General features: G+C 69.8%; 16 protein-coding genes. 4 read left to right on the top strand and 12 right to left on the bottom strand.

Going from position 1 to position 14602, the window contains the following annotated elements:
* Positions 1-2: 2 nt before the first annotated feature.
* On the bottom strand, positions 3-1850 hold the full coding sequence (gene glmS / locus ACWDD7_RS09480) for a glutamine--fructose-6-phosphate transaminase (isomerizing) (RefSeq protein ID WP_351871188.1): 1848 nt from the start codon (positions 1848-1850) through the stop codon (positions 3-5).
* A 163-nt stretch (positions 1851-2013) separates the two neighbouring features.
* On the opposite strand from glmS, the gene ACWDD7_RS09475 reads away from it, so the two are divergent.
* The 3 genes from ACWDD7_RS09475 to ACWDD7_RS09465 all read left to right on the top strand — a co-directional run bounded on the left by ACWDD7_RS09475 (position 2014) and on the right by ACWDD7_RS09465 (position 5591).
* Positions 2014-3543, top strand: a complete 1530-nt coding sequence (locus tag ACWDD7_RS09475) for an FG-GAP-like repeat-containing protein (protein ID WP_450456928.1) — start codon at positions 2014-2016, stop codon at positions 3541-3543.
* A 127-nt stretch (positions 3544-3670) separates the two neighbouring features.
* Positions 3671-4639, top strand: coding sequence for a type I pantothenate kinase (gene coaA / locus ACWDD7_RS09470; protein ID WP_351871194.1), 969 nt, complete (start codon positions 3671-3673; stop codon positions 4637-4639).
* Between the two features lie 28 nt (positions 4640-4667).
* The gene (locus tag ACWDD7_RS09465; protein WP_450456927.1) at positions 4668-5591 is read left to right on the top strand and encodes a DUF389 domain-containing protein; all 924 of its coding nucleotides are present in this window, start codon (positions 4668-4670) and stop codon (positions 5589-5591) included.
* Between the two features lie 100 nt (positions 5592-5691).
* On the opposite strand, the gene glmM is transcribed toward ACWDD7_RS09465, so the two are convergent.
* From glmM to rplM, 3 genes are all read right to left on the bottom strand, one after another.
* Positions 5692-7050 (bottom strand): phosphoglucosamine mutase, encoded by a 1359-nt coding sequence (gene glmM, locus ACWDD7_RS09460; protein ID WP_450456926.1) that lies wholly within the window; start codon positions 7048-7050, stop codon positions 5692-5694.
* Positions 7051-7243: 193 nt separating this feature from the next.
* Entirely contained in the window at positions 7244-7756 is a 513-nt protein-coding gene (rpsI, locus tag ACWDD7_RS09455; RefSeq protein ID WP_010036632.1) for a 30S ribosomal protein S9, read from the bottom strand.
* A gap of 42 nt (positions 7757-7798) precedes the next feature.
* Positions 7799-8242 (bottom strand): 50S ribosomal protein L13, encoded by a 444-nt coding sequence (gene rplM, locus ACWDD7_RS09450; protein ID WP_146463583.1) that lies wholly within the window; start codon positions 8240-8242, stop codon positions 7799-7801.
* 277 nt (positions 8243-8519) lie between these two features.
* Here rplM and ACWDD7_RS09445 point away from each other — a divergent pair, with 277 nt between their 5' ends.
* Positions 8520-9413: a hypothetical protein gene (locus ACWDD7_RS09445; protein ID WP_450456925.1), complete on the top strand. Its 894-nt coding sequence runs from the start codon at positions 8520-8522 to the stop codon at positions 9411-9413.
* A 1-nt stretch (position 9414) separates the two neighbouring features.
* On the opposite strand, the gene truA is transcribed toward ACWDD7_RS09445, so the two are convergent.
* From truA to map, 8 genes are all read right to left on the bottom strand, one after another.
* Positions 9415-10269: a tRNA pseudouridine(38-40) synthase TruA gene (gene truA, locus ACWDD7_RS09440; RefSeq protein WP_351871174.1), complete on the bottom strand. Its 855-nt coding sequence runs from the start codon at positions 10267-10269 to the stop codon at positions 9415-9417.
* 81 nt (positions 10270-10350) lie between these two features.
* The gene (gene rplQ, locus ACWDD7_RS09435; RefSeq protein ID WP_351871172.1) at positions 10351-10821 is read right to left on the bottom strand and encodes a 50S ribosomal protein L17; all 471 of its coding nucleotides are present in this window, start codon (positions 10819-10821) and stop codon (positions 10351-10353) included.
* A gap of 128 nt (positions 10822-10949) precedes the next feature.
* Positions 10950-11972: a DNA-directed RNA polymerase subunit alpha gene (locus ACWDD7_RS09430; protein WP_003966937.1), complete on the bottom strand. Its 1023-nt coding sequence runs from the start codon at positions 11970-11972 to the stop codon at positions 10950-10952.
* 129 nt (positions 11973-12101) lie between these two features.
* Positions 12102-12506: a 30S ribosomal protein S11 gene (gene rpsK / locus ACWDD7_RS09425; protein ID WP_003956432.1), complete on the bottom strand. Its 405-nt coding sequence runs from the start codon at positions 12504-12506 to the stop codon at positions 12102-12104.
* Between the two features lie 66 nt (positions 12507-12572).
* A complete protein-coding gene (rpsM, locus tag ACWDD7_RS09420; RefSeq protein WP_009300593.1) occupies positions 12573-12953 on the bottom strand; it encodes a 30S ribosomal protein S13 in 381 nt (126 codons plus the stop codon).
* A 192-nt stretch (positions 12954-13145) separates the two neighbouring features.
* On the bottom strand, positions 13146-13259 hold the full coding sequence (gene rpmJ / locus ACWDD7_RS09415; RefSeq protein WP_003998809.1) for a 50S ribosomal protein L36: 114 nt from the start codon (positions 13257-13259) through the stop codon (positions 13146-13148).
* A 60-nt stretch (positions 13260-13319) separates the two neighbouring features.
* The gene (infA, locus tag ACWDD7_RS09410) at positions 13320-13541 is read right to left on the bottom strand and encodes a translation initiation factor IF-1 (RefSeq protein WP_003948620.1); all 222 of its coding nucleotides are present in this window, start codon (positions 13539-13541) and stop codon (positions 13320-13322) included.
* A gap of 170 nt (positions 13542-13711) precedes the next feature.
* Entirely contained in the window at positions 13712-14548 is an 837-nt protein-coding gene (gene map, locus ACWDD7_RS09405) for a type I methionyl aminopeptidase (protein WP_351871170.1), read from the bottom strand.
* Positions 14549-14602 lie beyond the last annotated feature (54 nt).

Here is a 14602-nt window from a genome sequence, read left to right as displayed (position 1 = left end):
CGTCACTCCACGGTCACCGACTTCGCCAGGTTCCGCGGCTGGTCCACCTCGTTGCCCCGCACGGCGGCCAGCTCGCAGGCGAAGACCTGGAGCGGCACCGTGGCCACCACCGGCTGGAGCAGGGTCGGTGTGACCGGGATGCGGATGAGGTGGTCGGCGTACGGGACGACCGCCTCGTCCCCCTCCTCGGCGATCACGATGGTGCGCGCCCCGCGCGCCCGGATCTCCTGGATGTTGGAGACGATCTTGTCGTGCAGCACCGAGCGACCGCGCGGCGACGGTACGACGACCACCACCGGCATGTCCTCCTCGACCAGCGCGATCGGCCCGTGCTTCAGCTCGCCCGCCGCGAAGCCCTCGGCGTGCATGTAGGCGAGTTCCTTGAGCTTGAGCGCGCCTTCGAGGGCGACCGGGTAGCCCACGTGCCGGCCCAGGAAGAGCACCGTGTCCTTGGTGGCCAGCGTGCGGGCCAGCGCCCGTACCGGCTCCATGGTCTCCAGGACGCGCTCGACCTCGACCGAGATCCGCGACAGGTCCCTGATCACCGAGTGGATCTCGTCGCCCCACTTGGTGCCGCGCACCTGGCCCAGGTACAGGGCGACCAGGTAGCAGGCGACCAGCTGGGTCAGGAACGCCTTGGTGGAGGCGACCGCGACCTCGGGACCCGCGTGCGTGTACAGCACCGCGTCGGACTCGCGCGGGATGGTGGAGCCGTTGGTGTTGCAGATGGCGAGCACCTTGGAGCCCTGCTCACGGGCGTGCCGCAGCGCCATCAGCGTGTCCATGGTCTCGCCGGACTGGGAGATCGCGATCACCAGGGAGCGGCCGCCCAGGATCGGGTCCCGGTAACGGAACTCGCTGGCCAGCTCCACCTCGCAGGGGATGCGCGTCCAGTGTTCGATCGCGTACTTGGCGATCAGACCCGCGTGGAAGGCCGTACCGCACGCCACGATCACGACCTTGTCGATCTCGCGCAGCTCGGACGGGGTGATCCGCAGCTCGTCCAGGGTGAGGGAGCCGGACGGGTCGATCCGGCCGAGCAGGGTGTCGGCGACCGCCTTGGGCTGCTCGGCGATCTCCTTGAGCATGAAGTAGTCGTAGCCGTCCTTCTCGGCGGCCGAGGCGTCCCAGTCCACGTGGTAGGACCGCACCTCGGCGGGGCGGCCGTCGAAGCCGGTCACGGTCACGCCGTCGCGGCGCAGCTCCACCACCTGGTCCTGGCCCAGCTCGATCGCCGAGCGGGTGTGCGCGATGAACGCGGCGACGTCCGAGGCGAGGAACGCCTCGCCCTCGCCGACGCCGACCACCAGCGGGGAGTTGCGGCGCGCGCCGACCACCACGTCCGGGGCGTCCGCGTGCACCGCGACCAGCGTGAACGCGCCCTCCAGACGCCGGCACACCAGTCGCATCGACTCGGCGAGGTCACCGGTCGCCGAGTACTCCTCGGCCAGCAGATGGGCGACGACCTCGGTGTCCGTCTCGGACCTCAGCTCATGGCCGCGCTCGGCCAGCTCGGCCCGCAGCACCGCGAAGTTCTCGATGATGCCGTTGTGGACGACGGCGACCCGGCCCGCGTTGTCCAGGTGCGGGTGCGCGTTGTCGTCCGTGGGGCCGCCGTGGGTGGCCCAGCGGGTGTGTCCGATGCCCGTCGAGCCGGCCGGCAGCGGCCGTTCGACCAGTTCCTTCTCCAGGTTGACCAGTTTCCCCGCCTTCTTCGCGGCGGCCAGACCGCCGTCCGCCAGCAGAGCGACGCCCGCCGAGTCGTAACCCCGGTACTCCAGCCGCTTCAGCCCGGCCATCACGACATCGAGCGCCGACTGCGACCCTACGTATCCCACGATTCCGCACATGAGCCGCAGCCTACGGGCCGCTCCCCCGTCAAAAGTGGCGCCGCGTGCCCGAATTCGGAAATCCTGGGCCCTTTCAGAGCACACCCACGCTCCCGCACAACCGTGCGACCCGGTCAGAGGTCTAGCGGCCGAACGCCGCAAGCGAACAACGGGAGACACACAGGTGAAGCGTAGACATCGCACCGTCCTGGCCACGGCCGTCGCCGCGGCCCTGGCCGGGGGCCTCACCGTCGGGCTGACCGGGCCCGCCGCCGCGACCGGGTCGAGCGCGACGGCCGCGAAGCAGCCCCTGACCGACTTCAACGGCGACGGGTACGGCGACTTCGCCGCCACCGCCCCGGCCGCCCGGCTGAACGGCAAGTGGCGGGTGGGCGCGGTCGCCGTCCTCTACGGGTCCGCCCAGGGTGTCTCCGCCGACCGGCGCACCACCATCACCCAGGACGCGTCCTGGGTGCCGGGCACGGCCGAGAACGGGGACCTGTTCGGCGCCGCGACCACCGCGGGCGACTTCGACCACGACGGCTACACCGACCTCGCCGTCGGCACCCCGCTGGAGGACGTGGGCAGCGACGTCAACGGCGGCCTGGTGCAGATCATGTGGGGCTCCGCGAACGGCCTGACCTCGGCCTCCACGGTCCCCGACCCGGCCCCGGCCGCCCACGACCGCTTCGGCGCCTCGCTCGCGGCCGGCGACTTCGACGGCGACGGCCGCACCGACCTGGCCGTCGGCACCAACGGGTCCACCCTCTACACCTTCCGCAAGGGCATCTCCCGCGGCGGCAGGGCCGGAGCCCTCGCCACCCGCTCCCTGCCGCTGCGCGCCGCACCGGAGGCCGGGATCACCAACCTCACCGCCGGGGACGTCAACGGCGACGGCCGCGCGGACCTGATGGTCAACGGCCTGAACCCCGCCAAGGGCGCCGACGGCACGTACTACAACGTCAACTACTTCGTGCCGGGCACCGCCACCGGCCCCTCGACCACCAGCGCCGAGAAGATGCCCGGCGGCGTCGCCGGCGCCATCGGCGACCTCGACGGCGACGGCCGCGGCGACATCGTCACCGGCGTCTACTGGGGCCGGAACAGCGCGGACGGCCCCATCGGCGGCAAGGTCGTCGTCACCTACGGCTCCGCCTCGGGCCCCTCCGGCCGCACCCAGACCATCACCCAGGAGTCGGGCACCATCCCCGGCGACTCCGAGAGCTGGGACAAGTTCGGGCAGTCGGTGGCCCTCGGCGACATCAACGGCGACGGACTGCTCGACCTCGCCATCGGCGCCCCGCAGGAGAACATGCGGCTGTGGGGGCTCATGTACTACAACATGGGCACCGTCACCGTGCTGTACGGCTCCAAGGCGGGCGTCGACACCACGGCGGCACCCCAGTACTTCTACCCGGGCAACCACAGTGTCCCCGGCGATCCGGACGGCAACTTCGGCACCGCCGTGCTGCTCACCGACCTCGACCACGACGGCGGGGCCGACCTGATCTCGGGTAGCCCCTGGCAGAACAACGGCGACGGCACCGTGGCCGTGCTGCCCTCCGGCACCGCGGCGGACGGCCGGCGGCGGATCGGGACGGCGGGGGCCCAGCTGCTCAAGCCCGGCCAGGTCGGGATGGAGATACTCAACGCCATCCCGCAGTTCGGCAGCATCCTGCAGAACTCCCGCCAGGTGTCGCTGATCAACACCTGAGGCCCCGTCGAGGCGGCGGGGTGGGGAGCGACCGCGTGACGCACGCCACCGAACGCGTGACGTACCCCACCCCGCCACCCCGTTCAAACTCCGTTAACAATGGAATGTGATCTCACCGGTCCCCTCGATGCCCCGGAGCGCCCACCGGCACAGGCCGGAGGCGACTCCTTACGTCGACCTCACCCGCGCCGAGTGGAGCGCGCTGCGCGACAAGACGCCGCTGCCGCTCACCGCCGAGGAGGTGGAGAAGCTGCGCGGTCTGGGCGATGTGATCGACCTGGACGAGGTGCGCGACATCTACCTCCCGCTGTCCCGTCTGCTCAATCTCTACGTCGGCGCGACCGACGCCCTCAGAGGCGCGCTGAACACCTTCCTCGGCGAGCAGGGCTCCCAGTCCGGCACGCCGTTCGTCATAGGCGTCGCCGGCTCCGTCGCCGTCGGCAAGTCCACCGTCGCCCGTCTCCTGCAGGCCCTGCTGTCCCGCTGGCCCGAGCACCCGCACGTCGAGCTGGTCACCACGGACGGCTTCCTGCTGCCCACCGAGGAGTTGGAGGCCCGCGGCCTGATGTCGCGCAAGGGCTTCCCCGAGTCCTACGACCGCCGGGCGCTGACCCGCTTCGTCGCCGACATCAAGGCCGGCAAGAGCGAGGTGACGGCGCCGGTCTACTCCCACCTCATCTACGACATCGTCCCGGACCAGAAGCTCACGGTCCGCCGCCCCGACATCCTGATCGTGGAGGGCCTGAACGTCCTCCAGCCCGCCCTGCCCGGCAAGGACGGCCGCACCCGGGTCGGCCTCGCCGACTACTTCGACTTCAGCGTGTACGTCGACGCGAGCACCGAGGACATCGAGCGCTGGTACCTCGACCGCTTCCGCAAACTGCGGCAGACGGCCTTCCAGGACCCCGACTCGTACTTCCGCAAGTACACCCAGGTCTCCGAGGACGAGGCCCTCGACTACGCCCGCGCCCTGTGGCGCACCATCAACAAACCCAACCTGACCGAGAACATCGCCCCGACCCGCGGCCGCGCCACCCTGATCCTCAGGAAGGGCCCGGACCACAAGGTGCAACGCCTGCGCCTGCGCAAGCTGTAGGGCGAAGCGCACCTGCTAGAAAGGCGCCATGCTGCATCTGCGCCTGATCACCCCGGCCGACCAGACCGACGAGGTGGTGCGACTGATCGAAGCAACGGTCGGCACCACACACCTCGCGGTGATACCGGGGGCCGCCCGCGAGCCGGCCGGGGACCTGGTGATGTGCGACGTCGCGCGCGAGGCGGGCGACACGCTCATCGCCGGTCTCCGGCGCCTGGGCCTGGACAGCAGCGGCTCCATCGCCGTGGAGAACATCGACCTGTCGCTGTCCCGGCGCGCCGACAAGGCGGAGGAGGACGCCCCGGGCGAGGGCGCGGACGCGGTGCTGTGGGAGGGCCTGACCGAGGCCACCCACGAGGAGTCGACCCTGTCGGTCACCTACGTCGCCTTCATCACGCTGGCCACGATGATCGCGGCCTGCGGTGTGGTGCTGGACAACGCCATCCTGATCGTCGGCGCGATGGCCGTGGGACCGGAGTTCGGCCCGCTGGCCGGCGTCTGCACGGCCATGGTCCGACGCCATCCGCGCCTGGCGCTGCGCTCGCTGACCGCGCTGCTCGTGGGCTTCGCGGTGGCGATGGCGGTGACGGTCGGCTTCAGCCTGTTGATGGACGCCCTCGGCCTGTTCCACCGCTCCGCCCTGGAGGGCAGGCGCCCCAACACGGCGTTCGTCTACGCCCCGGACGCCTTCTCGTTCATCGTGGCGCTCCTGGCGGGCGTGGCCGGCACCCTCTCCCTGACCTCCGCCAAGTCCGGTGCCCTGGTGGGCGTGGCCATCTCGGTCACCACGGTCCCGGCCGCCGCCAACGCGGCGGTCGCCCTCGCCTACGGCGACACGACCCAGACCCTGGGCTCGACCGACCAGCTCCTGCTGAACCTGCTGGGCATCATCCTGGCGGGAACGCTCACGCTGCTCGCGCAGAAGTACTTCTGGAAGCGGCAGCGCGGTTAGCGACGCGGGACCGTCGCGCCCCTGGGGCGCGGGGAACCACGCGACCCAGCACCACGGACCCGCGGCCCGCGACGTGCGGTCCCCCTCCCCGGACCCGGGACTATCCCAGCGCCGCCTTCACCGCATCGGCGAGACGCCCCGCCACCGACCGCGCCTGCTCGATGTCCGCGGCCTCGACCATCACCCGCACCAACGGCTCGGTACCGGACGGACGCAGCAACACCCGCCCCGTCTCACCGAGTTCACGCTCGGCCTCGGAAACCGCGGCGGCGAGGTCGGCGGACGTGCGCACCCGCGACCTGTCCACGTCCGGCACGTTGACGAGAACCTGCGGCAACCGCTCCATCACGGACGTCAGTTCCCGCAGACTGCGCCCGCTCTGCGCGACCCGCGCCGCCAGCAGCAGACCGGTCAGCGTGCCGTCGCCCGTCGTCGCGTGGTCGAGGATGATCACGTGCCCGGACTGCTCGCCGCCGAGCGCGTACCCGTGCTGCTTCATCTCCTCCAGCACGTACCGGTCCCCGACCGCCGTCTGCACCAGCTGGATGCCGGCCTTCTCCATGGCCAGCTTGAAGCCGAGGTTGGACATCACGGTCGCCACCACGGTGTCGGCCCGCAGCGCGGAGCGCTCCCGCATCGCCAGCGCCAGCACGGAGAGGATCTGGTCGCCGTCGACCTCCTCACCGGTGTGGTCCACCGCGAGGCACCGGTCGGCGTCACCGTCGTGCGCGATGCCGAGATCCGCGCCGTGCTCGACCACGGCCGCCTTCAGCTGACCGAGATGCGTCGAGCCGCAGCCGTCGTTGATGTTGAGGCCGTCCGGCTCCGCGCCGATCGTGACGACCTGCGCGCCGGCCCGGGTGAACGCCTCCGGCGAGACCCCCGAGGCCGCCCCGTGCGCCTCGTCCAGGACGATCTTCAGCCCGTCGAGCCGGTTGGGCAGCACCGACAGCAGATGGCCGACGTACTGCTCGAAACCCTCGTCGTACGACCGTACGCGGCCCACCCCGGCGCCCGTCGGCCGCTCCCACGGCTCGCCGTGCCGGTGCGACTCGTAGACCGCCTCGATCCGGTCCTCCAGGTCGTCGGCGAGCTTGTGGCCGCCGCGGGCGAAGAACTTGATGCCGTTGTCCGGCATGGCGTTGTGGCTCGCGGACAGCATCACGCCGAGGTCGGCGCCGAGCGCGCCGGTGAGATGGGCCACCGCGGGCGTCGGCAGCACACCGACCCGCAGGACGTCCACGCCCGCGCTCGCCAGGCCCGCGACCACCGCGGCCTCCAGGAACTCCCCGGACGCGCGTGGATCCCGCCCGACCACGGCCTTCGGCCGGTGGCCCGCGAAGGTCCCCGCCTCGGCCAGCACATGCGCCGCGGCCACGGAGAGGCCGAGGGCCATCTCCGCGGTCAGATCCGCGTTGGCGACACCGCGCACGCCGTCCGTGCCGAAGAGTCGTCCCACTTGTCCTCCTGAGGAAGCGTCGATGGCGTAAACGGACGGGCACCGCGTCGAAGGGGGGCCTCGCCATCCGGTCACACAAGCCTTTGAGCGTCTTGTGTCGTTATACGCCCTTGGCTGAGATAAACGAACGCCCCGACGGCACATGTGGCGTGCCGCCGGGGCGTTCGGAGTACGAGCAGGCAGCTCCTGCTGTTTAGCGCTTGCTGTACTGCGGAGCCTTGCGGGCCTTCTTCAGACCGGCCTTCTTCCGCTCGACCGCGCGGTCGTCGCGGCGCAGGAAGCCGGCCTTCTTCAGGGCACCACGGTTGTTGTCGACGTCCGCCTCGTTCAGCGCGCGGGCGACACCGAGACGGAGCGCACCGGCCTGACCGGAGACACCGCCACCGGCGATGCGGGCGATGACGTCGTAACGGCCCTCGAGTTCGAGCACCTTGAAGGGCTCGTTGACCTCCTGCTGGTGCACCTTGTTGGGGAAGTAGTCCTCAAGGGTGCGGCCGTTGATCTTCCACTTGCCGGTGCCCGGAACGATCCGGACACGGGCAATGGCGTTCTTGCGGCGGCCCAGGCCGGCGGCCGGCTGGGGCTCGCCGAAGCGGGAGGCCATCGACTCGGAGGTGTACTCGCCCTCGACGGGGACCTCGGACTCGGTGGTGTAGCTGTCGATGTCAAGCTCTTCGAGCGGCTGCTCGGCAGTGGTCTCGGCCACGATTCTCCTCAGATTCTCTTCAGTCTTAGGGGGTGGCCGGACTTACTGCGCGACCTGGGTGATCTCGAACGGCACCGGCTGCTGGGCAGCGTGCGGGTGCTGGTCACCCTTGTAGACCTTCAGCTTCGAGAGCATCTGACGGCCCAGGGAGTTCTTGGGGAGCATGCCCTTGACGGCCTTCTCGACGGCCTTCTCGGGGTTGTTGGCCAGAAGGTCGTCGTAGCGGACGGAGCGCAGACCACCCGGGTAGCCGGAGTGGCGGTACGCCATCTTCTGGGTCCGCTTGTTGCCGGACAGGTGCACCTTGTCGGCGTTGATGATGATGACGAAGTCACCAGCGTCGACGTGCGGCGCGTAGATCGGCTTGTGCTTGCCCCGGAGGAGGGTCGCAGCAGTGGTGGCGAGACGGCCCAGGACAACGTCCTGAGCGTCGATGACGTGCCACTGGCGCGTCACATCGCCGGGCTTGGGGCTGTACGTACGCACGGTTCGTAGCCTTCGCTTCGAGTGAATGGTCCTGAACAGGTCACCGAAACGATCACGACAGCCTCGACCGCACCGCGGTGACGCAAACCGCGTGCTGATCGCTGGTCATCGGCCCGGTGGACCGGTGTAAGGGCCCGTCCCGTGAGAATGAGCAAGCCAATACACAACGAAGAAGCAGGTTACCTGGCGGCCCCCGGACGGGTCAAAACGAGGCAGGCCGTCCGGCGGGCCGCCGGGCGGTACTCGCCCGTGCTGGCCCGCGTCTAAGATGCGCCCCATGAGTTACGGGCAGGGGGGACCCCAGTCTCAGTGGGATCCCTGGAAACCGCAATCACAGCAGCCCCAGCAGCCTCAGCAGCCCTGGAGCGGCGGCGGCGACGAGGGGACACCCGACTGGGCCGCGCTCGCGGAGGCCTCGGAGACCCGCGGCAAGCGGCGCAAGCTGCTGTTCATCGTCGGCGGCGCGCTGGCCACGGTCGCCGTCGGCGCGGCGGTCGCCCTGGCCGTCGTCTCCGCGAACGGCCGGAACGACACCTCCGGGCACCCCACCCAGGCGCCCAGCGCCTCCCTGCCCGACAGCTCCCCCACGGCGCCGTCCTTCGCGCCCACCAGCGCCCCGCCGCCGCTGGACCCGAAGGAGTTCATATCCAGCGCCAAGAAGGACACCGCCCCGCTGAGCCCCGCCACCCTGTTCCCGGGCACCCGGCTGACGATCGGCGGCACCGTGTACAAGAAGGGCGCCACCGGTGACACCACGAGCTGCGCCACGGCGACCGGCGGTTCCCTGCCCAAGATCCTCGCCGCCGACGGCTGCACCCGAGTGATGCGCGCCACGTACACCAACGGCGACATCGCGGTCACCGTCGGCGTCGCCCTGTTCGACACCGAGGCCCAGGCCACGAAGGCCCGCAGGCAGACCGACGACCACAGCATCGTGCGGGCGCTGCCCGGCCAGGGCGTCGCGGCCTTCTGCGACGGCGCCACCTGCCGCTCGACCCGCAACGCCTACGGCCGCTACGCCTACTTCACCCTCGCCGGCTTCACCACCGGCAAGAACGTCACCACCAAGGACACCCCGGTCTTCCGCGCCGGCGACGACCTGGCGGAGTTCACCTTCCAGCAGATCCACCGCCGCGGCCAGGCCCAGGCGTCGGCGGCCGCGAACCAGTAGCTCAGCAGCACCCCGCCGACGGCAGCGAGCGCTTGTTCCGGGCCTCCTTGTTACGGGCGGCCAGCAGCTCGTCGGCGGGGTAGCCGACCTCTTCGAGGGTCAGCCCGTGCGGTCGTACGACGTGCACGGCGGAGTCGCGCACCCCCGCGGCCAGCACCTTCCCGGGCCACTCGGGGCCGCGGTGCCCGTCGCCGACGAACAGCAGGGCGCCGATCAGCGAGCGCACCATGTTGTGGCAGAACGCGTCCGCCCGGACCGTGGCCGTGATGATCCCGTCCGCGCCGCGCACCAGGCTCAGGTCCTGGAGCGTGCGGATGGTGGTCGCGCCCTCGCGCTTCTTGCAGTACGCGGCGAAGTCGTGCTCGCCGAGCAGCGCCCGCGCGGCCTCGTTCATGGCGGCCACGTCGAGCGGCCAGTCATGCCACAGCACATGTCCCCGCAGCAGCGGGTCCACGCCGCCGGGGTCGTCGGTGACCCGGTACGCGTAGCGCCGCCAGATCGCCGAGAACCGGGCGTTGAACCCCTCCGGCGCCTCGGCCACCCGCCAGATCCGCACGTCCTTCGGCAGCCGCCCGGCGAGCCGCTTGAGCAGCTTCTCGCGGTGCTCCGCCCACAGCTCCACCGGCAGGTCGACGTGTGCCACCTGCCCGCGCGCGTGCACCCCGGCGTCGGTGCGCCCGGCCACGGTCAGCTCGTACGTCTCCTTCGACCGCGTCACCGTCCGCAGGGCGTCCTCGATCTCCCCCTGCACGGTCCGCTTGCCGCCGGCCTGCTTGGCCCAGCCGTGGAAACCGGCGCCGTCGTAGGACAGGTCGAGGCGGACGCGTACACGGCCGGGCAGTGCTTCGTCACTCACACAGAGATCCTCTCGGGTACAGAAAAGCGGGCCCGCCCCCGCAAAGGGGCGGGCCCGCGACGCCCTGAAGGGGCAGAACGCTTACGCGTCCTTCGACTCCTCGGCGGCAGCCTCGGTGGCAGCGGCCTCGTCGGCCTCCTTGACGGCGCGCTTGGTCGCGGCCTCGGCCTCGCCCACGGCCTTCTGCTGCACCGTCAGCGCCTCGACCAGCTCGATCACGGCCATGGGCGCGTTGTCGCCACGGCGGTTGCCGATCTTGGTGATGCGGGTGTAGCCACCGGGACGGTTCTCGTACCGCGGGCCGATCTCGGTGAAGAGCGTGTGCACGATGCTCTTGTCCGTGATGACCTGGAGCACCTGACGGCGGTTGTGAAGGTCGCCCTTCTTCGCCTTGGTGACCAGACGCTCGGCGTACGGGCGCAGGCGGCGGGCCTTCGCCTCGGTGGTGGTGATGCGGCCGTGCTCGAAGAGGCTCTTCGCGAGGTTCGCGAGGAGCAGCTTCTCGTGCGCGGCGCTGCCGCCCAGACGGGCACCCTTGGTGGGCTTCGGCATGGTTCTTCTCCTGTGTGTCTGCCCCGGCCGTATCAGGTACCGGGGTCAGTATCCGAGCAGACGGTTGTCTGTCGGAGATCCGGGGGTCCCGTGGGACCCCCGGAGGGTGGAACGCGTCCAGTACCGGATCAGTACTGCTCGGTCTCCACGAAGCCCGCGTCCGCGTCGTCGTCGGCGCCGAAGGCGTCGGCGGCGGCGGTCGGGTCGAATCCGGGCGGGCTGTCCTTGAGGGCCAGGCCCATGCCGGCCAGCTTCGCCTTGACCTCGTCGATGGACTTCGCACCGAAGTTGCGGATGTCCAGGAGGTCGGCCTCGGAGCGAGCCACGAGCTCACCCACGGAGTGGATGCCCTCGCGCTTGAGGCAGTTGTAGGAGCGGACCGTGAGCTCCAGCTCCTCGATCGGCAGAGCCAGGTCGGCGGCGAGCGCGGCGTCCGTCGGGGACGGACCCATGTCGATGCCCTCGGCGTCGATGTTCAGCTCGCGCGCGAGACCGAACAGCTCGACCAGCGTCTTGCCCGCGGAGGCCATGGCGTCACGCGGACGCATCGCCTGCTTGGTCTCGACGTCCACGATCAGCTTGTCGAAGTCGGTGCGCTGCTCGACACGCGTGGCCTCGACCTTGTACGTGACCTTGAGAACCGGCGAGTAGATGGAGTCGACCGGGATACGGCCGATCTCCTGGCCCACCTGCTTGTTCTGCACGGCGGAGACGTAGCCGCGACCGCGCTCGACGGTCAGCTCCATCTCCAGCTTGCCCTTGCCGTTGAGCGTGGCGAGGACGAGGTCGGGGTTGTGCACCTCGACACCGGCCGGGGGCGCGATGTCGGCGGCGGTGACCAGACCCGGGCCCTGCTTGCGCAGGTACATCACGACCGGCTCGTCGTGCTCCGAGGAGACGACCAGCTGCTTGATGTTGAGGATCAGGTCGGTGACGTCCTCCTTGACGCCCGGCACGGTGGTGAACTCGTGCAGCACGCCGTCGATCCGGATGCTGGTGACAGCGGCACCGGGGATCGAGGACAGGAGGGTACGACGGAGGGAGTTGCCGAGGGTGTAGCCGAAGCCCGGCTCCAGCGGCTCGATCACGAACCGGGAGCGGAACTCGTCGACGACCTCTTCGGTCAACGAAGGTCGCTGAGCGATCAGCATGGAATGAATCCTTCAGTCAGGGGCGCCCGCTATTTGACGCCCGACTCTGTACTGCAAGGGTACGGGCGGTACGGCGTCCTCACAGAGGCCGTACCGCCCGAAACCGCGAAACCAGCGGAGCGCTGTGCGTCAGACGCGGCGGCGCTTCGGCGGGCGGCAGCCGTTGTGCGGGGTCGGGGTGACGTCCTGGATGGAGCCGACCTCGAGACCCGTGGCCTGCAGGGAGCGGATCGCGGTCTCACGGCCGGAACCCGGGCCCTTGACGAACACGTCGACCTTGCGCATGCCGTGCTCCTGGGCGCGGCGGGCAGCCGACTCGGCGGCCATCTGCGCGGCGAACGGCGTGGACTTCCGGGAGCCCTTGAAGCCGACGTGGCCGGCGGAGGCCCAGGAGATCACGTTGCCCGAGGGGTCCGTGATCGAGACGATCGTGTTGTTGAACGTGCTCTTGATGTGCGCGTGGCCGTGAGCGACGTTCTTCTTTTCCTTGCGGCGCACCTTCTTGGCAGCGCCCTGACGACCCTTGGGGGGCATCTACAAACTCCTAGAGGGAGGTGGTCGGTCCTACAGCGAAGACCGTGGACAGAGGTCCGCTGCGGACTACTTCTTGCCCGGCTTCTTCTTGCCGGCGATGGCGCGACGCGGGCCCTTGCGGGTACGGGCGTTGGTGCTGGTGCGCTGACCGCGGACGGGCAGACCGCGACGGTGACGGAGACCCTGGTAGCAACCGATCTCGACCTTGCGGCGGATGTCGGCCTGGATCTCGCGACGGAGGTCACCCTCGGTCTTGATGTTGTTGTCGACGTACTCGCGGATGGCGACCAGCTGCTCTTCGCTGAGGTCGCGAACGCGGGTGTTCGGGTCGACGCCGGTCGCAGCCAGCGTCTCCTTCGAGAGGGTCCGGCCGATGCCGAACACGTAGGTGAGGGCGACCTCCACGCGCTTTTCGCGCGGGATGTCAACACCGGAAACGCGTGCCATTCAATGGCTCCTGGTGAATCTTCGGAGGTCTTCCGCAGAACCGGCTCCCGGCCGCCGTATGAGGTACGAACCGGGTCCCCGGCCTCCGAACCGGGGGTGTCGAGCTGGTGGGCTCGGGTCCTGCGTATGAACAATTCAGCTCGCGTCGCGCGAAAACTCTGCGATAGAGGTGCAGAGAGGGGTGGTCGTGCGTCAGCCCTGGCGCTGCTTGTGGCGCGGGTTCTCGCAGATGACCATGACCCGGCCGTGACGGCGGATCACCCTGCACTTGTCGCAGATCTTCTTGACGCTCGGCTTGACCTTCATGGGGTGAGGTTCTCCGGGTCAGTGCCATCGCACCGGGCGGGCCCGGGGCGCGGGCAAGATCTACTTGTACCGGTAGACGATCCGGCCACGCGTCAGGTCGTACGGAGACAGCTCCACCACGACCCGGTCGTCAGGGAGGATGCGGATGTAGTGCATACGCATCTTGCCGCTGATGTGTGCCAGGACCTGGTGGCCGTTCTGGAGCTCGACCTTGAACATGGCGTTCGGCAGAGACTCGACGACAGTGCCCTCGATCTCGATGGCACCTTGCTTCTTGGCCACGCTTCGCCCTTCGAATCGACTACCTTGATCGACTCTCCCGCGTCCCTTACGGGCGCATGCGGACATGCGGGTGCACGAGAGCCGACGAGTCAGTCTACGTCGGGCCGACCCGAAACGCGAATCGAGGGAGTCTTCCCACCGGAGGGGACCACTATGCGAGCTGTGTTCGTCTAGGCGAGGGGGTCGGGAGCGGCCGTGATGCCGAACTCCGCCAGCTTCGCCCTGCCGCCGTCGACGGCCGTCAGCACCAGCGGGCCTTCCTCGGTCAGCGCGACCGAGTGCTCCCAGTGCGAGGACCACGTGCCGTCGGTCGTGATGACCGTCCAGTCGTCCTCCAGGACCTCGGTCCTGGGCGTGCCGAGCGAGACCATCGGCTCGATGGCGAGGCAGAAGCCCGGCACCAGCTTCGGGCCCTTGCCCCGGCGCCGCTCGACGTAGTTCAGCAGGTGTGGGTCCATGTGCATCTCGGTGCCGATGCCGTGGCCGCCGTAGTCCTCGATGATCCCGTAGCGCCCGCCGCCCGGCTTCGGCTGTCGGCGGATGTACGTCTCGATCGCCCGGGAGATGTCGACCAGCCGGTTGCCCGCCTTCATCGCCGCGATGCCGGCCCACATCGAGCCCTCGGTCACCCGGGACAGCTCGACCAGCTCCGGGGCGTGACCGGAGCCGACGAAGGCGGTGTACGCCGCGTCTCCGTGCCAGCCGTCCACGATCGCGCCGCAGTCGATGGAGATGATGTCGCCGTCCTTGAGGACGACGTCGTCGGAGGGGATGCCGTGCACCACCACGTCGTTCACCGAGGTGCAGATGGTCGCGGGGAAGCCGCCGTAGCCCAGGAAGTTCGACTTGGCGCCGTGCTCGGCGAGCACCTTGCGCGCGACCTCGTCCAGGTCCTTCGTGGAGGCGCCGGGCACCGCCGCCTCCCGGGTGGCCGCGTGGATCGCGGCGACGACCAGGCCCGCCGCTCGCATCTTGGCGATCTGCTCGGGCGTCTTGATCTGCACCATGGGGGCCTGCGCTCTCCGTCACTCACGTCGGCTGGATGTACCTGTACAACACTA

This window comes from Streptomyces sp. NPDC001056, assembly GCF_053598955.1.
This window is presented reverse-complemented; position numbering and strand designations above follow the sequence as displayed.

What these genes read in the sequence shown, in the direction of transcription:
- ACWDD7_RS09445 (WP_450456925.1), top strand. Translation starts at nt 8,520, where the DNA reads ATGAGTTACGGGCAGGGGGGACCCCAGTCTCAGTGGGATCCCTGGAAA.
- ACWDD7_RS09465 (WP_450456927.1), top strand. Translation starts at nt 4,668, where the DNA reads ATGCTGCATCTGCGCCTGATCACCCCGGCCGACCAGACCGACGAGGTG.
- map (WP_351871170.1), bottom strand. Translation starts at nt 14,548, where the DNA reads ATGGTGCAGATCAAGACGCCCGAGCAGATCGCCAAGATGCGAGCGGCG.
- rplQ (WP_351871172.1), bottom strand. Translation starts at nt 10,821, where the DNA reads ATGCCGAAGCCCACCAAGGGTGCCCGTCTGGGCGGCAGCGCCGCGCAC.
- coaA (WP_351871194.1), top strand. Translation starts at nt 3,671, where the DNA reads ATGCCCCGGAGCGCCCACCGGCACAGGCCGGAGGCGACTCCTTACGTC.
- glmS (WP_351871188.1), bottom strand. Translation starts at nt 1,850, where the DNA reads ATGTGCGGAATCGTGGGATACGTAGGGTCGCAGTCGGCGCTCGATGTC.
- rpsK (WP_003956432.1), bottom strand. Translation starts at nt 12,506, where the DNA reads ATGCCCCCCAAGGGTCGTCAGGGCGCTGCCAAGAAGGTGCGCCGCAAG.
- rpmJ (WP_003998809.1), bottom strand. Translation starts at nt 13,259, where the DNA reads ATGAAGGTCAAGCCGAGCGTCAAGAAGATCTGCGACAAGTGCAGGGTG.
- rpsM (WP_009300593.1), bottom strand. Translation starts at nt 12,953, where the DNA reads ATGGCACGCGTTTCCGGTGTTGACATCCCGCGCGAAAAGCGCGTGGAG.
- ACWDD7_RS09430 (WP_003966937.1), bottom strand. Translation starts at nt 11,972, where the DNA reads ATGCTGATCGCTCAGCGACCTTCGTTGACCGAAGAGGTCGTCGACGAG.